Genomic DNA, 18,524 nt, shown 5'->3' with positions numbered 1-18,524 from the left:
CCAGCCTAGTGAGGGCGCACGGGCGACGTCCGCGCGGTTAGCCTCGCCCCATGACCGACGACCTGGCCGAGCTGATCGTCGAGGACGCCCAGGCCTGGCGCGCGTGGCTCACCGAGCACCATGGCGACGACCAGGGCGTCTGGCTGGTGCTGGCGAAGAAGGGGACGACGCAGCCGACGTCCCTCACCTACGACGCGGCGCTCGAGGAGGCGCTGTGCTTCGGGTGGATCGACGGGCAGCTGCGGCGGCGCGACGACGCGACGACCTTCCAGCGCTTCACGCCCCGCCGGGCCCGCAGCGTGTGGTCGGCGCGCAACGTCGAGAAGGTCGGGCGGCTCACCGAGCAGGGGCGCATGCACCCCGCGGGGCTTGCAGCGGTGGAGGCGGCGAAGGCGAACGGCCGGTGGGACGCCGCGTACGGCGGCTCGCGCACGATCGAGGTGCCGGACGACCTGGCCGCGGCGCTGGCGGCCGACCCCGCGGCGTCAGCGACCTTCGAGCAGCTGACGAGCACGAACCGGTTCGCGATCCTCTACCGGTTGCAGGACGCCCGGCGTCCCGAGACCCGGGCGCGACGGCTGGAGCAGTACGTCGCGATGCTCGCTCGGGGCGAGGCGCTCTACCCGCAGAAGGGCTTGCGCACCCCCTGACCCCTTCGCGCAGATACCCGCCATTTTCCGGTGGTACTGACCCCGTAACGGCCTGACCAGCCGGACTTCGGCGGGTATCTGGCGGCTGGGGTCAGGGGCGGGTGCGGGCGGCGAGGACGGCGTCGTACAGCTCGCGCTTGCTGACGCCGTGGGTGCCCGCCACCTCGGCGACGGCGTCCTTCAGGCGCAGGCCGTCCGCGGCGCGCTGCTGCACCTGCCCCACGAGCTCGTCCACGGACGCCGCAGCTGCCGCGGGTGCGCCCTCGACCACGAGCGTGACCTCGCCGCGCACCTCGCCGGCCTCGGCCCACGCCACGAGGTCAGCGAGCCCCCCGCGCACGACCTCCTCGTAGGTCTTGGTGAGCTCGCGGCAGACGGCGCCCCGCCGCTCGACGCCGAACGCCTCGGCCAGCGCGTGCAGCGTCGCCGCGAGCCGGTGCGGCGCTTCGAAGAACACGAGCGTGCGCCGTTCGCCCGCCAGCTCCGCGAGCGCCCGCGCGCGCTCGCCGCCCTTGCGCGGCAGGAACCCCTCGAAGCAGAACCGGTCGACCGGCAGCCCGCTCACCGCCAGGGCGGTCAGGACGGCGCTCGGCCCCGGAACGGCGCTCACCCGCACCCCGGCGTCCACGGCGGCAGCGACCAGCCGGTAGCCGGGGTCGGACACCGAGGGCATCCCGGCGTCCGTCACGACGAGCACGGTGGCGCCGCCGACGAGCGCCTCGACCAGCTCGGGTGTGCGCCGCGACTCGTTGTGCTCGTGGTAGCTGACGACGCGGCCGGTCGGCTCGACGGCGAGCGCGGTCGTGAGCCGCGAGAGCCGCCGCGTGTCCTCGGCGGCGACGACGTCGGCGTCGCGCAGGGCCGCACGCAGGCGCGGGGACGCGTCGGCCACGGCACCGATCGGGGTGGCGGCCAGCAGGAGCAGCCCCGGCGCGGACTCGGTCACCGGAAGCGCCGCGCGCTCGCCCGGTGCTGGGCGCCGTCGACCACGACGTCGGCGCCGGTGACCCACGAGGCGCGGTCGGAGAGCAGGAACGTGACGACGTCCGCGACCTCCTCCGGACGCCCGAGGCGACCCCACGGGAACTCGCCCGACTCGAAACGCTCGAACGCCTCAGGATCGTTACGCCGCAACGTGTCCCAGCCGCCACCGTCGAACAGGATGCTGCCCGGGCTCACGGCGTTGACGCGGATGCGGTCGCCCGCCAGCTCGTCGGCGAGCACCCGCGCCAGGTGGATCTCGGCGGCCTTGGCTACGGCGTACGTCGTCCGCGGCGCCACGCGGGATCCGGTGACGCTCGTGATGAGGACGACGGCGCCGCCACCTGCGCGCACCAGGTGAGGGTGTCCGGCCTTCACCAGGGCGGCGGCGTGACCGGCGTTGAGGTCGAACGTGGCGGTGAAGTCGGCGGCTGTGCTGTCGAGCAGGTTGCCGCCGACGGTGCCGCCGGCGTTGGCCACGAGCCGGTCGAGGCCGCCGAGCTCGTACGCGACGTCGGCCACGACGTCGTCGAGGGCGACGTGGTCGGTGACGTCGACGCTGCGGGTCAGCACCCGGCCGCCGTGCCGCGCCACCTGCTCGCGGGCGACCGCGAGGCCCTGCTCGCCGCGAGCCAGCAGCGCGACGTCCGCGCCCTCAGCGGCCAGCCCGTCGGCGATCGCCAAGCCCAACCCTCGGCTCGCTCCGGTGACGACTGCCCGCTTGCCACGCAACCCGAGGTCCATGACCCCGACCTTACGTGGCGCCGCCGCCGGCGCTGCCTACGATGTCGCGGTGACCACCAGCGCAGCGGACGTCGCCCCCGCCGCCCCGCCGTTCGCCGACCGGCTGCGCACCCACCTCGTGGGCTGGCGCGCGTCGGCCACGCTGTGGGGCTGGATCGGCCCGCTGGTGATCACGGCCGTCGGCGGCTTCCTGCGGTTCTGGCAGCTCGGACGCCCGCACCAGCTGGTCTTCGACGAGACGTACTACGTGAAGCAGGGCTCGTCGTACCTGGACTACGGCTACGAGCGCTCGGTGGCGCCCAGCCTGGGCACGACGCCCGACCGGCTCTTCACCCACGGCACCCCCGACGTGTGGGGCACGGCCGCCGACTTCGTCGTCCACCCGCCGGTGGGCAAGTGGATGATCGCCGCCGGCGAGTACCTCTTCGGGCAGGACAGCTCGTTCGGCTGGCGCTTCTCCGTCGCGCTCTGCGGCACGCTGTCGATCCTCATGCTGGCCCGCATCGCCCGGCGCCTGTTCGGCTCCACGCTGCTCGGGTGCGTGGCCGGGCTGCTGCTCGCCTTCGACGGCCACCACTTCGTGCACAGCCGCACCGGCCTGCTCGACCTGTTCGTGATGTTCTGGGCGCTGGCCGCCTTCGGAGCCCTGCTCATCGACCGCGACCAGGCACGCGACCGCCTCGCCGTCCTGGCTGCGCGCTCGCGGCTGCGGCGCGGTGGCGAGCGGCGTCCGGCGTCCCGCGTGCCCGGCTACGGGCCGTCGCTGGGCTGGCGGCCGTGGCGCATCGTCGCGGCGGTGTGCCTCGGGCTGTGCATGGGCACGAAGTGGTCGGGCCTGTACTTCCTCGCCGTCTTCGGGCTCATGACCGTGCTCTGGGACGTCGGTGCCCGACGTGCGGCCGGTGTGCGGCGGTGGTTCGCGGGCGGGCTGCTGCGCGACGGCGTCCCCGCCTTCTTCACGCTCGTGCCGCTCGCCGGGCTGACCTACCTGGCGTCGTGGACCGGCTGGTTCCTCACCAAGGGCGGCTGGGACCGCGAGTGGGGCGCCCAGCACCCGAGCAAGAGCTTCGGCTTCGTGCCGGACGCCCTGCGCGGCCTGTGGAAGTACCACCAGGAGATGTACCACTTCCACGTCACGCTGACGTCGGACCACCCCTACAAGACCAACCCGTGGTCGTGGCTGATCCAGGGGCGTCCGACGTCCTTCTTCTACGAGACGAAGACCCGCGGCCAGGACGGCTGCACCGTCGCGCAGTGCAGCAAGGCGATCACCTCCATCGGGACGCCGACCCTGTGGTGGGGCGCGACGGCCGCGATCTTCGTGCTGCTGGCGATGTGGGCGCTGCGCCGCGACTGGCGGGCCGGCGCGGTGCTGGCCGGGCTGGTCGCGGGCTACGTGCCGTGGTTCGCGTTCCAGCACCGCACCATCTACTCGTTCTACGCCGTGGCCTTCGTGCCGTGGGTGGTGCTGGCGGTCACCTACGTCATCGGCATGGCGCTCGGGCCACCCAGCGCGTCGCCGAGACGCCGGCTGGTCGGCGGCGCGATCGCGGGCTCGTACGTCGTGGTCTGCGTGATGCTGTTCTTCTTCTTCTGGCCCATCTACACCGCGCAGGTGATTCCCTACGCGCAGTGGGCTCAGCGGATGTGGTTCCCGAGCTGGATCTGAGCCGTCTGCAACGCCTCGAACTGCGAGCACGCGACGCGTGAGCGAGCATGATCGGCATGGACATCACCGAGCTGATCTTGACCGACCACCACGAGCAGCGCCGCATGTTCGCCCTGCTCGACGACTTGCGCGACGCCCCCACCGAGCAGGTGAAGCCGGTCTGGGAGCGGCTGAAGGTGCTGCTCGAGGTGCACGCTGAGGCCGAGGAGAAGCTGTTCTACCCCAAGCTGCTCGAGGTCGGGCAGGGCGCCGGCAGCAAGGACTCCCCCGAGGGCGAGACCGGTGACGCGCTGCACGACCACAACGAGATCCGCGACGCCGTCGCCGAGGTCGGCAAGCACCGCGTCGGCAGTGGCCCCTGGTGGGACGCCGTGGCCGAGGCCCGTGAGGCCAACAGCGACCACATGGGCGAGGAGGAGCGCGAGGCGCTCGCCGACTTCCGGCGCCACGCCAGCCTGCAGGCGCGCCAGGACCTCGCGCTGCAGTTCGCGGTCTTCGAGGCCGAGCACTTCCGCGGCGTCGAGGCCGAGGACCACGACCCGAAGCAGTACGTCGCCGAGCACGGCGGCGACCCCGCCAAGGCCTCCGACGAGGGCTGACCGCCTCCCTCTCCCCCCTTCCCCGCCCGTGATCATGCACGCCAGCGCAGCAGGGGGACGCTGGCGTGCATGCTCACGGGCGGGGCGAGGCCTTGATCTAGAACAGGTGTTCGAATCAGTGCTACCCTCGGCGCATGCAGGCTCTGCTGCAGGGGTCGTTGCTCGACGTCGCTGAGGACGTGACGGTCGGGCCGCTCGAGGGCGTCCGGCGCACGGTGCTGAGCCGGGGCGCGTGGGTCGACCTGCTGCCCGGCTGGGTGAGCGGGTCCGAAGTGCTGCTCGAGCGGTTGCTGGCCGACGTCCCGTGGTACGCCGAGCGCCGGCAGATGTACGAGCGCGTGGTCGACGTCCCGCGGCTGCTCTGCCACTACGGCGAGAACGCGCCGCTGCCCCACCCGGCGCTCACCGCGGCCAAGCAGGCCCTCGACGCCCACTACGCCGACGAGCTGGGCGAGCCGTTCCGGACGGCGGGCCTGTGCCTCTACCGCGACGGCCGCGACAGCGTGGCCTGGCACGGCGACACGTTCGGCCGCGGCGCCACTCACGACACCATGGTCGCGATCCTGTCGGTGGGATCAGCCCGCACGCTCGCCCTGCGCCCCCGCGGCGGCGGTGAGTCGCTCCGCTTCCCACTCGGTCACGGCGACCTGGTCGTCATGGGCGGCTCGTGCCAGCGCACGTGGGAGCACGCGATCCCCAAGACGGCCAAGGCCGTCGGCCCGCGGGTGAGCGTCCAGTTCCGGCCGCGCGGCGTGCGCTGACGGCTCCTGCGGCCGCCGTACGCTTCGCGCGTGGACGCCGCACCCGACCTCTCCCCGGCCCGCCATCGCTCGATCACGTGCGGTCGGGACACTGCCCGCGCGATGGCGCGTACCGCCGTCCAGGCGCGGCTGCAGCGGCCGCGTCTGCTGGTGTTCGCCGCCGTGATCGGCCTGCTGGGTGGCACTCCCCTGGCCGTGGCGGGCTACCCCGTGGGGGCGGTCGCCCAAGGGCTGCTGTCCGTGGTGTTCATCGGCGTCGTCCTGGCCGCCGCGACGTACCGTCGGGCCCTGGCCGGCGCGACCACGCTGTGCCCGGCGGGCGCCACGATGACGGCCGACCTCGGCGAGCAGCTGTTGCTCGTCCGCACCGCCGCCGGTGAGCAGCAGCTGCCCTACACCGCGCTGCGTGCGCCCCGACGCATCGCCGGTCAGGTGCTGGTCCCCCTGAGGAACCTCCGCGCGCACCTCACCCTGCCCGCTGGTCTCCTCTCAGCCCAGGACGTCGACTGGCTGGCCGAGCGCATCGCCCACCCTGCGGCGGCGTCGATGCCTGTCACCACCGGCAGCGCGGCTGACGACGGGGCGGCCTGGCCCCACGAGGTCGGGCTCGATGACGCGGTGGTGCAGCGGCTCGCCCGCGCCGTCGACGCCTACCGCCTGCTGGGTCGGGCCGGTGCGGCCCGCGCCTTCGTCGTCCTGGCGCTCGGCGGCTGGCTGGGCGTCGTCACCGGCCGCTGGCTGGCGGCGATGGTCGGCACGGTGGTGCTGGCCGTCGCAACGGTGGTCGCGGTGGCGGTCACGACGAGGCGAGCGCTACGACGATCGGCTCGCGGCCAGCGCACCGTGCGGGCGCGGTTCGACGAGACCCACCTGCACCTCGACGGCGGCGTGGGCCAGGGCTCGCTGGCCTACAGCGCGGTCCGCCGCTGCGTCGCCCGCCGGGGCGCGGTGCTGCTGGTCACCCGCACCGGGATGCTGCAGGTGCTGCCGCGCGAGCTCGTGCCGGATGACGCCCTCGCCCGACTCCAGGCTGCGGCCGGGGTCGGATCAGCTGACTGACCCGGCCCCGTCCACGACGCCGCTGGCCCGCAGTCAGCCGGGGATGTAGTCGAACTCGTCGGGGTTCGGGCCGGTGCGGCCGTCCTCGCCGCGGTGCAGCGCGGTGATCTGCTCGACGTCGTCGGCGCTGAGCTCGAAGTCGAAGAGCTCGAAGTTCTCCTGCATCCGCGACGGTGTCACCGACTTGGGGAACACCACGTCGCCGCGCTGGAGGTGCCAGCGCAGCACGACCTGGGCCGGCGTGCGGCCGACGCGCTCGGCGATGGCACCGATCGTGGCGTCGTCCAGCACCTGCCCCTGGGCGATGGGCGACCACGCCTCGGTGACGATGCCGTGCTGCTGGCCGTAGGCGCGCACCTCGTCGTTGGTGAAGTAGGGGTGCGCCTCGATCTGGTTGACCGCCGGGACGACGTCGCACTCTCGCGCGAGGCGCTCCAGGTGCGCGACCTGGAAGTTCGAGACACCGATCGAGCGGGCGCGGCCGTCGCGCTGGAACTCCTCCAGGACCTTCCACGTCGAGACGAAGTCGCCGTCGTAGCGGGTCGGCAGCGGCCAGTGGATGAGGAACAGGTCGACGTAGTCCAGGCCGAGCGCCGACAGCGTGTCGTCGAACGCTCGCCGGGCGGTGTCGGGCTCGTGGAAGCCGTTGTTGAGCTTGCTCGTCACCCACACGTCGGCGCGGTCGAGACCACTGGCCCGCACCGCCTCGCCGACCCCCTGCTCGTTGCCGTACATCTCGGCGGTGTCGATGTGGCGGTAGCCGATCTCGAGCGCCTTGGCCGTCGCCTCGGCCGTCTCGGACGGGTCGATCTGGAAGACGCCGAAGCCCAGCTGCGGGATCTGGCGGCCGTCGTTCAGGGTGATCGTGGGCACAGTGCTCACAGGTGAGGTCTCCTTCTGGTGGGGATACCCCTTGATCCTGCTCCCGCCGCCGGGTCCGCGCACCCCAGGCGCGATGGCCCCGTCAGGCCGACGCCTTGGCCCAGACGTCGTAGGTGAGGGTGCCGAGCTCGGCGTCAGGGCCCGGCACGAGGCTGTCGTCGTCGAGCTCGGTGCCGAAGTACGTCGCGTGGACGTCGGACACGACCGGCCGGGGGTCACCGGCCGCCGCGAGCGCCGCCGGGATGAACTCGTCCATGCGCACCCGCTCAGGGCCGCCGATCTCGAGGATGCCGCCGAGCGGGTCGCCCACGGCCACCCGCGCCACGGCGGAGGCGACGTCGGCCGACGCCATCGGCTGGTAGTGCACGGGAGCGAGCCGCAGCTGGCCGTCGACGGTGGACGCGTCGGCGATCGCCCGCGTGAACTCGAAGAACTGCGTGGCGTGGACGATCGAGAATGGCACGCCCGCCTCGGCGATGAGGCGCTCCTGGGCCGCCTTGGCGCGCAGGTACCCGCTGTCGGGCAGCCGCCCGGTGCCGACCACCGAGAGCGCGACGTGGTGGCGCACGCCGGCCGCCTGCTCGGCGCGCAGCTGGTTCGTCGTCGAGGTGACGAAGAAGCTCATGACGTCGTCGTCGGCGAACGACGGCGAGTTGGTGAGGTCGACGACGACGTCCGCGCCGGCGAACGCCTCGGCCAGTCCGGCGCCGGTGAGCGTGTCGACGCCGCTCCGCGGTGAGGCGGCGACCGCCTCGTGACCTTGGTTGGTGAGCAAGCGGACGACCTGCGAGCCGATGAGCCCGGTTCCGCCGATGATGACGAGCCGCATGAGATGCCTCCTGGTTCGGTGGGTGATAACACCTGACCGACCGGGCGGCGCCCGCAGCTGTGACAGTCAGGGCGCGACGGCGGTGAGCTTGGCCGGCGCCATGACCCACAGCAGCTGCTCGATGCCCCCTTGCGAGACGGCGACGGTGAGCAGCGCCAGCCGCTCCTCGCCGCGCTGCACGAGCACCGACGGGCGGCCGTTGGTCTCGACCCACGTGAGCGTGGTGCCGGACCACCAGTCGCCGGCGAACCCGGCCACGAAGCGCGCGACGGTCTCGCGTCCCTCCACCGGACGCCGGGCCGCGCGCGGTGCCAGCCCGGCGCCGTCGGAGGTGCTGACGACGTCGGCCGCGAGCACCCGCTCGAGCCCGGCCAGGTCGCCCGTGCGAGCCGCGTCGACGAAGGCGGAGAGGAGGCGTCGGTGCTCGCCGGCCTCGACCGGCTCACGGCGCTCGGACCGCACGTGCTTGCGCGCGCGGCTCACGAGCTGACGCGCGTTGGCCGGCGAGGTGTCGAGGATCTCCGCGATCTCGTCGTAGGGGTAGTCGAAGGCCTCGCGAAGGACGTACGCGGCGCGCTGGTCGGGCCGCACCCGCTCGAGCAGCAGGAGCACCGCCAGCTCGAGGGCCTCGGCCGTCTCGGCGCCCAGGCTCGGGTCGGCGCTGGTGTCGACGGGCTCGGGCAGCCACGGGCCGACGTACTGCTCGCGCCGGACGCGCGCGGAGTCGACCGTGTTGAGGGCCAGCCGCGTCGTCACCGTGGTGAGGAACGCGGCCGGGTTGCGGACGTCGGAGCGGTCGGTCTGCTGCCAGCGCAGCCACGCCTCCTGCACGATGTCCTCGGCCTCGGCGACGCTGCCGAGCATGCGGTAGGCGATGCCGAACAGCCGGCGACGCGAGGCGTTGAACTCTCCCACGGCGGCGTCCAGCTCGTCACGGCGTGCGTCGCCGACGTCCTGGGCGGTCATCGGCAGGTCATGAGCGGGTCATGGGCGGTCGTCCCGACGGTGGAGGGGTGGCGGCGCCCATCGTGGCACCCGGGACGCGCCGGATGACAGTGCACCGGACGACAGCGCACCGGACGACAGCGCACCGGACGACAGTGCGCCGCGGTCAGCGCCCGTCGCGTTCGGCGTCGCTCACGAGTAGCGCGGCGCCGCGCAGGCTGGTGAGCTCGGCCTCGTAGTAGCCGAGCTCACTGGTCTGCAGGGCGGCGTTGAGTGCGGCGGCACCGTCGTCGGGCGATTCCTCCTGGCGCTCGGCCAGGTGGGCGGCGTCGAGCTCGACGCAGGCTTCGACGGCGATGGCGTCGAGGTCGACACCGGGCTGGTAGGTGGTCATGTGACCTCGACCGGACAGCCGCGCCGGATGTGACACGCTCAGTCGCTGGTGGCGTGCCACCCGGGGTCGCGGCCGAGGAAGGCCACCAGTCGCTCGACGGCGGTGGCGTCGTCCGGCGGGTCGACCTCGGGCCCGAAGGAGTCGCCGCGGTAGTCCGGTCTCAGCATCGTGCGCCCCGTGGCCAAGGCGGTGTCGGCCTCGGCGTCGGAGTAGGTGACCGGCTCGCCGGTGGCGGTGGCGAGGTCCCACCCGTGGGTGATGAACTCCATCAGCAGCATGCCCGGGGGCATGGCGGGCTGGTCGGTCTCACGCAGGCCGCTAACCAGCCGGGCCGCCGCCTGCTCGAACTCGCGCGCTGGGTCGTCGCTGCGGTAGGCGTTGGGGTCCTCGCTCGACTCCTGCCCGGTGACCCGGCGGGCGCATTCGCGCGCCCACCCCACCAGGTGGTCGACGAGGTGACGGACGTCGAGGTCGGGGCAGGGAGTGCGCAGCAGCTGCTGCTCGGGCCCGACCTCGCTGATCAGCGCCTCGGTCTTGGTGAGCACGGACTCCAGCAACGCGACGTCGTCAGCCATGCCGCGCAGACTAGTGACGGCGTCCGACAACGGCGAGCCGCACCAGAACCGTGAGCAGGACGACCTGGGCCGCCGTGATGAACACCGCCCACACCGGCATGTGCAGGTGCCGCACCGCGTCGTAGGCGAAGACGCCGGGGCCGAGCAGTCCCACGCCGAAGACGACGAACAGCGCGAGCACCGCCAGCTGCAGCGCCGCGCCGAGCAGCGCGACGACCGGCCCCCACCAGATTCTGAGCGCGACAGCGCAGGCCGCGTAGGCGAGGAACAGGAACAGGTACGCGCCGAAGGTGTTCTCGGGCTCGCCGCGCTCCGCCGTGCGGACGAGGAAGAACAGCACCAGGTAGGCCGCGGCCACGGCAGCGGACAGGGCTTGCACCAGCACGCGCAGGCCAGGACGCGCGTCGGTCGGTGGGGCGTACGAGCTCGTCATCACGACACCTCCTGAGCCCAGCGTCAGTGACGTCGACCCCGCCGGGCCAGGGCTGAAGGACCCCTCGGCCTCAGCCGGCCGGTCAGGGACGCTGAGCGCTCGCGCTGATCTCCTGCAGCGCCCAGGAGTTGCCGTCCGGGTCGGCGAAGAACGCGTACTTCACGCCACCGAGGTCGACGACGTCGCTGACGTCGACCCCTCGCTCGGCGAGCGGCGCGCGGGCCGCCTCGACGTCGTCGACGACCAGGTGCAGGTTGCGCACGGAACCGGGCGGCACCGAGCCGTCGTCGATGCCGACACCGAACACCACCGAGCACGCCGAGCCGGGCGGCGTCAGCTGGATCACCCGCATTCCGTTGCCCGGCGAGACGTCGTGGTCGAGGTGGAACCCGACGGCGTCGCGGTAGAACGCGAGGCTGCGCTCGACGTCCGAGACGGGCAGCGGGACGACCTCGAGCTTCATCTGCATCGCGGAACTGTAGTGCGGGTCAGCGCCGGCGGCGTCGGGCGGCAGAACTCGATCTTGGGTGGAGCTGAGGGGACTCGAACCCCTGACCCCCTCGTTGCGAACGAGGTGCGCTACCAGCTGCGCCACAGCCCCTGGAACGACGACAAGGTTAGCAGTCCGCGGCGAGTGCTCGGGACCGGCCACCCCGTGCCGTGCGGTGCGCGATGCTCGTGGCTTGGCCCTCCCGCCGCACCCCTTGGAGCGCCCGTGCCCGACCTGCCGCGCGTCGTCTGCGCCGACGTCCCCCACCTCGACCTGGGAGCGCCCGCCACGGACGCCCTGGCCTGCGCCGACCGCGAGCTCGCCACGCACGCGGGCGTCAGCGTCGGGCTGTGGGAGGCCGGCCCGGGCGTCGACACCGACATCGAGGTTGACGAGCTGTTCGTCGTGCTCTCGGGCGCGGGCACCGTGACGTTCGACGACGGCAGCAGCGTGCAGCTGCGTCCCGGAGCGCTGGTGCGGCTGCACGCCGGTGAGCGCACCCGGTGGGAGATCACCGAGCGCCTGCGCAAGCTGTACGTCGCCTGACGGACGCGGGCTCAGCTGCCCGAGGCGATCCGGCGCTCGAGGATCTCGTCGAGGTCGAACGCCGGAACCGACGGCGCGGGCGGCGCCACCGGAGCGGCCGGCGCCGGGGCCGTGGCGGCGGGCTCGTCGGCCGCGGTCCGTGTTTGGGCCGGCACGACAGGGCGGGTGCGCGCCGGCGCCTTGGGCTTCAGCGTGTACGTCGGCGGCGGCACCGGCACCGGCTGCCAGCCGTCGTCCGCCGGCTGGTCGGGCGTGACCTCGGCCGGCTGCGACTCGGCCGCGTCGGGCTGGCGAGGTGCGGCCACGCCGCGCTCGCGGTGGGCCGCGACGACGTCGCCGACGACCTGGCGGCGCGTCTGGCGCCGAGCCTGCGACTGGCTGCGTCGCTCGATGCGCTGGCGACGGCGCGCCAGGTCACGCGCCCGGCGAGCCCGCTGGCGCAGCTCGGCGACGACACCTGCGAGCGCCAGGGTCACCAGTGCGCCCATCCACCAGGCGACGGCCTGGGTGAGCAGGGCGAGCAGCCACGTCACCGGCGCGAGCACCAGCAGGGCGAGCAGCAGGGCGGCGCGCACGACGTTGCCGCGGCGCGGGGTCCGGCCGGCCCGGCCAGCGAGCGGCGCGTCGAGCGAGCGGGCCGCTGGCGCGGCAGCTGGCCGTGCGGCGACGACGGGGGCCCGCTTCACCGACACCTGCGGGGCGGCGGGTCGCGCCGGCGCCACGACGTAGGAGCGCGGGTTCGGACGTGACAGCGGCACCGACCGGACAGCCGGACGCCGCTCGAGCACCCGCATGGCCTCGGAGAACCGGTCGACCGAGCGCACCGTGGCGACCTGGTCTCGGCGGCGGACCCAGTGGCCGAGCAGGTAGGCGGCCCAGATCGCCACGATGACGACGAAGATCAGGCTGCTCGGGTCCACGGTCACAGACGGTAGGCGCGTGGCGACAAGCATTCACGGACGTCGGCCGGTGTGTCGCAGCGATACTCGTGTGGTTGTTGTGAAAGTCGGTGATCAGCCGCTGGCGGGCTGGTCCGCCAGCCGAGCCAGGAGACCGCCCGATTCCAGCTCCTCGCGCGTGACGGCGAAGCTGCGGTGGTCGCGCCAGGCCCCGTCGATGTGCAGGTACTGCCGGCGCAGGCCCTCGTCGCGCAGCCCCAGCTTGGCCACGACGCGCAGGCTCGCGGCGTTCTCGGGGCGGATGTTGATCTCGATCCGGTGCAACCCCATGGTCAGCAGGCAGTAGTCGGTGGCGAGCGCCACCGCCGTCGGCGCGATGCCGCGGCCGGCGACGTGCCGCGACACCCAGTACCCGATGTGGCCGGAGCACAGCGACCCCCAGGCGACGCCGGCCACCGAGAGCTGGCCCACCATCTCGCCCTGGTAGGTGATGGCGAACGGCAGCGCCCGGCCGGCGCGCGCCTCTTGCGAGAGCTGGCGCACCATGCGCCGGAACGACAGCGCGGGCACCGTCGGGTCCGGGGGCGTGGCCTCCCAGGGCTCGAGCCACTGCCGGTTGGCCACGCGCAGCTCGCGCCAGCGACCGAGGTCGCGCTGACGCAGCGGCCGCAGCCCCACCGGCCCGTGCGACAGCGTCACCGGCCAGCTCATCAGTGGTCGCCGCCGCGCACCTGCTCCACCGCGTGCACGAGCACCGGCCGCAGCACCGCCAGTCCGTCGCGGCACCCGCCGGACGAGCCGGGCAGGTTGACCAAGAGCGTGCGGCCGGCGAACCCGGCCACACCGCGCGACAGCATCGCCGTGGGCACGCCGCCGGCCACGCCGTACGCGCGGATCGCCTCGGCGATCCCCGGTGCCTCGCGATCGAGCACGCGGCGGGTCACCTCGGGCGTCAGGTCACCCGGTGTCAGGCCGGTACCGCCGGTGGTGAGCACCACCTCGACGTCGTCCGCGACGGCGGCGCGCAGCGCCTGCTCCACCGGGTCGCCGTCCGGCACGACCACGGGGTCACCGACGTCGAAACCCAGCTCTCGCAGGCCTTCGACGAGGATCGGGCCGCCACGGTCGGCGTACACCCCCGCAGCGGCGCGGTTCGACGCCGTGATGACGACAGCCTTCACCAGGCCCCCTCGCCGGCGTCGGCCTCCTCGCGCCAGTCGCCCGACCGCCCACCGGACTTGGCGGTCACGCGGACATCGGTGATGCGCGCGTGCTTGTCGACGGCCTTCACCATGTCGACCAGTGCGAGGGCGGCGACGGTGACGCAGGTGAGCGCCTCCATCTCGATGCCCGTGCGGTCGGCGGTGCGCACGGTGGCCGCGATGTCGACGCCGTCGTCGGCCACGTCGAGCTCGACCACGACGCCGTGGACGGCGATCGGGTGCGCGAGCGGCACGAGCGTGGGGGTGAGCTTCGCGGCCTGCAGCCCGGCGATGCGGGCCACGGCCAGGGCGTCCCCCTTGGGCACGGTGCCGTCGCGCAGCGCCGCCACGGCGTCGGCCGACAGCAGCACGCGGCCGCGGGCCGACGCCTCGCGCGCCGTCACCGCCTTGCCCGACACGTCGACCATGCGCGCGACGCCCCGCTCGTCGACGTGCGTCAGGCGCGGGGCCTCGCCTGACTCGCGGCTCGGCGGTTCGCTCATCGGGCCCTCCGGTCGAGCACCAGGCACTGCACCTCGTCGCCCTCCTCGACGCGCGTGACGTCCTCGGGCACCACGGCCAGCGCGCCGGCGCGAGCGAGCCCACCGAGCACGTAGGAGCCCTGACCGCCCGCCAGCCGGGCCACCCGGCGTCCGTCGTCCGACGTCCCGAGCTCGACCCGGGCCAGCTGCAGCTTGCCCCGCGGCGCCGACCACGACTCCAGGGCCACTGCGGTCTCGCTGCGCCGGAACAGGCTGCGGTGCCCGGCCATCTTGCGGATCGCCGGACGCACGAACATCTCGAACGACACGTAGGCGCTCACGGGGTTGCCGGGCAAGGTGAAGATCGGCGTCTCGTCGGGCCCCACCGTGCCGAAGCCCTGCGGCATGCCCGGCTGCATGGCCACCTTGCCGAACCACACCGTGCCCAGGCCGCGCAGCACCTCCTTGACGGTGTCGTAGGCGCCGGCGCTCACGCCGCCCGTCGTGACGACGACGTCAGCGCGCACCAGCTGGTCGGTGAGGGTCTGCAGGAACGTGCCCGGCTCGTCGCGCACGAGTCCCACGCGGTAGGGCCGGGCTCCGGCGTCGATCGCCGCCGCCGTCAGCATCACGCCGTTGCTGTCGACGACCTGGCCGAAGCCGGGCGTCGTGCCGGGTTCGACGAGCTCGCTGCCGGTCGACAGGACCACCACGCGCGGGCGGGCGTGCACCCGCACCCGCGCCCGGCCGACGGCCGCGAGCAGCGCCAGCTGGGCCGGGCCGAGCGACACTCCCGCCCGCAGGACGACGTCGCCGGTGCGCACGTCGGTGCCCACGCGCCGCACGTGCTGGCCGCTCGAGGCTCCGGCTCGCAGCTCGACCGCTCGCACGCCCCCGTCGCTGGCCTCGACCGGCACGACCGCCTCGGCGCCTGCAGGCACGGGCGCGCCGGTCATGATGCGCATCGCCTGCCCGTCGGCCAGCCGCAGGTGGTCGATGGAACCCGCGGGGATGTCCGCCACGACCGGCAGCGTCACCGGGCTGTCGTCGGACGCCGCGGCGACGTCGTCGACGCGCACCGCGTAGCCGTCCATCGCGGAGTTGTCGAAGCCGGGCAGGTCGAGCGGACTGACGACGTCCTCGGCGAGCACGCAGTCCTGTGCCTCGAGCAGGCCCAGCTCGATCGGCTCCAGCGGGCGCACGCCGGCCAGGCAGCGCTGCAGGTGGTCGTCGACGCTGATCATCAGCGCGACCTCAGCCAGCGCGCGAACTCCGCGCCGAACTCCTCGTGCTCCTCGCCGAGCTGGACGACGGCCTTCAGGTAGCTGAGCCGGTCACCGGTGTCGTAGCGGCGGCCCCGGAACACCACGCCCCACACCCCGCCGCCCTCGTCGGCGGGCATGCCCGCGAGCTCGTGCAGCGCGTCGGTGACCTGGATCTCGTTGCCGCGGCCCGGCTTGGTGCGCCTCAGGACGTCGAAGACCGCCGGGTGCAGCACGTAGCGCCCGATGAGGGCCAGGTTGCTCGGCGCCTCCTCAGGAGCCGGCTTCTCGACCAGGTCAGTGACCTTGACGACGGCACCGTCGGCGTCCGCGTCGCCCTCGATGGCGGCGCACCCGTAGAGGTTCACCTGGTCGCGCGGCACCTCGAGCAGCGCGATGACGCTGCCACCGCGCTCGGCCTGCACCTGCAGCATCGTGGTGAGCAGGGGGTCGCGCGGGTCGATGAGGTCGTCACCGAGCAGCACCGCGAAGGGCTGGTCGCCGACGTGCTGCGCGGCGCAGAGGACGGCGTGGCCGAGGCCCTTGGGGTCGCCCTGCCGGATGTAGTGGACGTCGGCGAGCACCGTGGCGGCCTGCACGCGCTCGAGCCGGTTGCGGTCGCCCTTGGCCTCCAGGGCCTGCTCGAGCTCCCACTGGCGGTCGAAGTGGTCCTCCAGCGCGCCCTTGTTGCGGCCGGTCACCATGAGGACGTCGTTCAGCCCGGCACCCACGGCCTCCTCGACGACGTACTGGATCGCGGGCTTGTCGACGACCGGCAGCATCTCCTTGGGGATCGCCTTGGTGGCCGGCAGGAAGCGCGTGCCGAGCCCGGCGACGGGGATGACCGCCTTCGTGAGCCTCGGGTGGCCTGGCTGGTGGGGGCTGCTCTGCGCCGCGCTCGCGTCAGTCGTCTCGGTCATGGCCGCAGGTTATCGGCGCCGACCGACCTCGCGCCTGCGCAGCCCGCCTCCCCGATGTTGATCACGTTATGTGGGTGACACTCCGCTTGCCGAGGGTTGCACCCCTCGACAAGCGGAGTGTCACCCACTCAACGTGATCAACGGGGCGGGGGGCGGGGGCGGGGCGGGGGTCAGGCGTCGGGGACGGTCTCGCTGACGGCGTGCCCGGGCGCGATGCGGTACTGGTTGCGCCCGCCGCGCTTGGCGGCGTACAGGCCCTCGTCGGCCGCGCGCACGAGGTCGCCGCTCGCCGTGCCGTGCATGGGCAGCGAGGCGATGCCCACCGACACGGTGACGTTGACGACGTCGTCGCCGACGATCACCGGCTCCTCACGCACCGCCTCGCAGATCCGGGCCGCCAGCCGCTCCGCGCCCTCGGTGTCGGTCTCGGGCGTGACGACGACGAACTCCTCACCGCCGTATCGCGCCACGGTGTCGACCTCGCGCACGCAGCTGGCCAGCCGCCGGGCGAGCTCGCGCAGCACCGCGTCGCCGACCGTGTGGCCGTAGGTGTCGTTGACGTTCTTGAAGTGGTCAAGGTCGAGCAGCAGCACCGACAGCGGGCGATCGAACCGGCTGGCGCGCTCGACCTCGCGGGCCAGCGTGGTGGTCATGTGCCGCAGGTTGCCCGCGCCGGTCAGCGGGTCGGTCACCGACAGCCGCTGGGCCTCCCGGTGCAGGAGCACGTTGTCGACCGCGATGCCGGCCGGCCCGGCGAGGGAGACGAGCATGGCCTCGTCGTCGGAGTCGAAGGCCGGCATCGACGGCTCCCGCTCGACCACGATCACCCCGACCGTGTGGTGCCCGCGGCGCAGGGGCGCGGCCAGCGCCGGGCCACCGAGCACCGTGGTGGAGTCCTCGTGGCCGTGGCCGAGCCGGCGAGGCAGGCCGTCGACGGCGACCTCACCGGCCAGGTCGGTGCCGAGGGTCAGGCGTCGCACGACGGAGCGCGGTGCGCCGGCGGGCACCGACGCGCGGGCGACCACCGAGCCGCCCTCCACCAACCACGCGGTGGCGCGCTGCGACTCGGTCGCCGAGGCGGCTGCGCCCAGCACTGTGCCCAGCAGGCCCTCGAGGTCGTGGGTGCGCTCGAGCGTGTCGCCGAGCCGACCGACGTTCTCACGCAACAGGTTCCGGCTGCGTTCCAGCTCGGTGATCTTGAGCTCGAGCTCGTCGGTCATGTGGTTGAACGCGCCGGAGAGCCGGCCGAGCTCGTCGTCCCCGCCCGCCGGCAGGCGGGTCGTGAGGTCACCCATCGCCACCCGTTCGGCGGCCTCGGTGAGCGCCAGCACGGGCTCGGTGAGGCTGGAGGCGAGCCACAGGACGAGGCCCACGCCGAGCAGCAGGGCCAGCAGGATGAGCAACGCCAGGCTCACCTGCGAGCCCACCAGGCTGGGCGTCGGCACGGCCGCCGCCACCGCGCAGTACTGGCCCTGCACCGAGCGGCGGTGGCCCACCTCGTAGCCGTCGACGTCGCCGCCGGTCGCCGCGGAGACCCGCAGCGACGTGGCCAGCGGGCCGTCCGCCGTCGACACACCGAGGCCGCCCGGGCAGGCGAGCGCGAGCTGGGTGTCGGGCGGCAGCGCCAGCGTGCCCACGAGGGCGCGCAGCCGCTGCTGGTCGAGCACGCGACCCACGACGGCGATGCCAATCGGCTTCTTGCGGGCATCGACCGCCTCGACCCGCTGGGCGAGCACCGGGACGCCGGTCGCCTCAGCCGGCGCTGTCGCGCGGTTGCCGGTGGCGGCCGAGCACGACAGCTGCGCCAGCTGGTCCGGCGCCATCGACGGCACGGAGCCGGCGGAGGCCACGACCTTGCCGTCGCGCACGAGCACCGCGAACGCCTCCGACTGGCGCGACAGCGCCGACTCGGCGGCGGCCGACAAGTTGGACGACGACGCCTGCAGCGCGAGGTTGCGGGCCGCCTCACCGAGGGCGAGGCAGCGGGACTGCATCGCCGTAGCCACCGAGCCCGCAGCCTGCTCCATGGCCTGCTTCGCGGCGTCCGTGCGCTGCTTGGGGGCGAGGACGCCGATGGCCAGCAGCGCCGCGAGCGCCGGGATGAGCAGGACGACGCCGAGGACGATCGCCAGCCGGCTGCGAACTGACTTCATGTCCCCCTCCGTCCGAAGCGCCGGGTCGTCCCGTCCTGACTCCGCGGCT

Annotated in this window: 22 protein-coding genes and 1 tRNA gene; 6 read left to right on the top strand and 17 right to left on the bottom strand. The window is 73.6% G+C overall.

Translation table 11 applies throughout. The annotated features are described in order from the left end of the window. The first annotated feature begins 50 nt into the window (after positions 1 to 50). Positions 51 to 650, top strand: a complete 600-nt coding sequence (locus ASD06_RS14510; protein WP_056679170.1) for a YdeI family protein — start codon at positions 51 to 53, stop codon at positions 648 to 650. A gap of 91 nt (positions 651 to 741) precedes the next feature. On the opposite strand, the gene rsmI is transcribed toward ASD06_RS14510, so the two are convergent. After that, positions 742 to 1,596 (bottom strand): 16S rRNA (cytidine(1402)-2'-O)-methyltransferase, encoded by an 855-nt coding sequence (rsmI, locus tag ASD06_RS14505; protein ID WP_056679167.1) that lies wholly within the window; start codon positions 1,594 to 1,596, stop codon positions 742 to 744. Next, positions 1,593 to 2,375 (bottom strand): SDR family NAD(P)-dependent oxidoreductase, encoded by a 783-nt coding sequence (locus tag ASD06_RS14500; protein WP_056679164.1) that lies wholly within the window; start codon positions 2,373 to 2,375, stop codon positions 1,593 to 1,595. Before ASD06_RS14500 ends, rsmI begins: the two co-directional genes overlap by 4 nt. Between ASD06_RS14500 and ASD06_RS14495 the strand changes: the two genes are divergently transcribed. From ASD06_RS14495 to ASD06_RS14480, 4 genes are all read left to right on the top strand, one after another. Beyond that, on the top strand, positions 2,374 to 4,044 hold the full coding sequence (locus ASD06_RS14495; protein ID WP_082538064.1) for a phospholipid carrier-dependent glycosyltransferase: 1,671 nt from the start codon (positions 2,374 to 2,376) through the stop codon (positions 4,042 to 4,044). The two genes, ASD06_RS14500 and ASD06_RS14495, sit on opposite strands and share 2 nt — an antisense overlap. A 56-nt stretch (positions 4,045 to 4,100) precedes the next feature. Further along, positions 4,101 to 4,643 carry a hemerythrin domain-containing protein gene (locus tag ASD06_RS14490; RefSeq protein ID WP_056679353.1) on the top strand — a complete coding sequence of 181 codons (543 nt, stop codon included), beginning with the start codon at positions 4,101 to 4,103 and terminating at the stop codon, positions 4,641 to 4,643. A gap of 134 nt (positions 4,644 to 4,777) precedes the next feature. Further along, positions 4,778 to 5,404 (top strand): alpha-ketoglutarate-dependent dioxygenase AlkB, encoded by a 627-nt coding sequence (locus tag ASD06_RS14485; protein ID WP_056679157.1) that lies wholly within the window; start codon positions 4,778 to 4,780, stop codon positions 5,402 to 5,404. A 30-nt stretch (positions 5,405 to 5,434) separates the two neighbouring features. Next, positions 5,435 to 6,463: a YcxB family protein gene (locus tag ASD06_RS14480; RefSeq protein WP_157371730.1), complete on the top strand. Its 1,029-nt coding sequence runs from the start codon at positions 5,435 to 5,437 to the stop codon at positions 6,461 to 6,463. Positions 6,464 to 6,496: 33 nt separating this feature from the next. On the opposite strand, the gene ASD06_RS14475 is transcribed toward ASD06_RS14480, so the two are convergent. The 8 genes from ASD06_RS14475 to ASD06_RS14440 all read right to left on the bottom strand — a co-directional run bounded on the left by ASD06_RS14475 (position 6,497) and on the right by ASD06_RS14440 (position 11,122). Then, entirely contained in the window at positions 6,497 to 7,345 is an 849-nt protein-coding gene (locus tag ASD06_RS14475; protein ID WP_056679150.1) for an aldo/keto reductase, read from the bottom strand. A gap of 82 nt (positions 7,346 to 7,427) precedes the next feature. Beyond that, the gene (locus ASD06_RS14470) at positions 7,428 to 8,174 is read right to left on the bottom strand and encodes an SDR family oxidoreductase (RefSeq protein ID WP_056679147.1); all 747 of its coding nucleotides are present in this window, start codon (positions 8,172 to 8,174) and stop codon (positions 7,428 to 7,430) included. 66 nt (positions 8,175 to 8,240) lie between these two features. Beyond that, a complete protein-coding gene (locus tag ASD06_RS14465) occupies positions 8,241 to 9,140 on the bottom strand; it encodes an RNA polymerase sigma-70 factor (RefSeq protein WP_056679144.1) in 900 nt (299 codons plus the stop codon). A gap of 145 nt (positions 9,141 to 9,285) precedes the next feature. Next, positions 9,286 to 9,513 (bottom strand): hypothetical protein, encoded by a 228-nt coding sequence (locus tag ASD06_RS14460; protein WP_056679140.1) that lies wholly within the window; start codon positions 9,511 to 9,513, stop codon positions 9,286 to 9,288. 38 nt (positions 9,514 to 9,551) lie between these two features. Then, positions 9,552 to 10,088, bottom strand: coding sequence for a TIGR03086 family metal-binding protein (locus ASD06_RS14455; protein WP_056679137.1), 537 nt, complete (start codon positions 10,086 to 10,088; stop codon positions 9,552 to 9,554). Positions 10,089 to 10,098: 10 nt separating this feature from the next. Beyond that, a complete protein-coding gene (locus tag ASD06_RS14450) occupies positions 10,099 to 10,521 on the bottom strand; it encodes a hypothetical protein (protein WP_056679134.1) in 423 nt (140 codons plus the stop codon). A gap of 82 nt (positions 10,522 to 10,603) precedes the next feature. After that, complete coding sequence (locus ASD06_RS14445) at positions 10,604 to 10,990, bottom strand: VOC family protein (protein ID WP_056679131.1); 387 nt, start codon at positions 10,988 to 10,990, stop codon at positions 10,604 to 10,606. A gap of 59 nt (positions 10,991 to 11,049) precedes the next feature. Beyond that, positions 11,050 to 11,122 (bottom strand) — tRNA-Ala (locus ASD06_RS14440). 114 nt (positions 11,123 to 11,236) lie between these two features. On the opposite strand from ASD06_RS14440, the gene ASD06_RS14435 reads away from it, so the two are divergent. Further along, positions 11,237 to 11,557, top strand: a complete 321-nt coding sequence (locus ASD06_RS14435) for a cupin domain-containing protein (RefSeq protein ID WP_056679128.1) — start codon at positions 11,237 to 11,239, stop codon at positions 11,555 to 11,557. A gap of 11 nt (positions 11,558 to 11,568) precedes the next feature. On the opposite strand, the gene ASD06_RS18965 is transcribed toward ASD06_RS14435, so the two are convergent. The 7 genes from ASD06_RS18965 to ASD06_RS14400 form a co-directional block, all read right to left on the bottom strand. Next, the gene (locus ASD06_RS18965) at positions 11,569 to 12,477 is read right to left on the bottom strand and encodes a hypothetical protein (RefSeq protein WP_157371729.1); all 909 of its coding nucleotides are present in this window, start codon (positions 12,475 to 12,477) and stop codon (positions 11,569 to 11,571) included. 93 nt (positions 12,478 to 12,570) lie between these two features. Further along, on the bottom strand, positions 12,571 to 13,167 hold the full coding sequence (locus tag ASD06_RS14425) for a GNAT family N-acetyltransferase (protein ID WP_056679123.1): 597 nt from the start codon (positions 13,165 to 13,167) through the stop codon (positions 12,571 to 12,573). Beyond that, the gene (locus tag ASD06_RS14420) at positions 13,167 to 13,637 is read right to left on the bottom strand and encodes a molybdenum cofactor biosynthesis protein B (RefSeq protein WP_056679120.1); all 471 of its coding nucleotides are present in this window, start codon (positions 13,635 to 13,637) and stop codon (positions 13,167 to 13,169) included. Before ASD06_RS14420 ends, ASD06_RS14425 begins: the two co-directional genes overlap by 1 nt. Further along, a complete protein-coding gene (gene moaC, locus ASD06_RS14415) occupies positions 13,634 to 14,161 on the bottom strand; it encodes a cyclic pyranopterin monophosphate synthase MoaC (RefSeq protein WP_056679117.1) in 528 nt (175 codons plus the stop codon). Before moaC ends, ASD06_RS14420 begins: the two co-directional genes overlap by 4 nt. After that, the gene (gene glp / locus ASD06_RS14410; RefSeq protein WP_056679113.1) at positions 14,158 to 15,384 is read right to left on the bottom strand and encodes a gephyrin-like molybdotransferase Glp; all 1,227 of its coding nucleotides are present in this window, start codon (positions 15,382 to 15,384) and stop codon (positions 14,158 to 14,160) included. The genes moaC and glp overlap by 4 nt, the downstream gene beginning before the upstream one ends. Continuing rightward, the gene (gene galU, locus ASD06_RS14405; protein WP_056679110.1) at positions 15,384 to 16,322 is read right to left on the bottom strand and encodes a UTP--glucose-1-phosphate uridylyltransferase GalU; all 939 of its coding nucleotides are present in this window, start codon (positions 16,320 to 16,322) and stop codon (positions 15,384 to 15,386) included. The genes glp and galU overlap by 1 nt, the downstream gene beginning before the upstream one ends. Positions 16,323 to 16,492: 170 nt before the next feature. Next, a complete protein-coding gene (locus ASD06_RS14400; protein ID WP_056679107.1) occupies positions 16,493 to 18,475 on the bottom strand; it encodes a GGDEF domain-containing protein in 1,983 nt (660 codons plus the stop codon). Between the last annotated feature and the right edge of the window lie 49 nt (positions 18,476 to 18,524).

Source organism: Angustibacter sp. Root456 (assembly GCF_001426435.1).
GTDB lineage: Bacteria > Actinomycetota > Actinomycetes > Actinomycetales > Angustibacteraceae > Angustibacter.
This window is presented reverse-complemented; position numbering and strand designations above follow the sequence as displayed.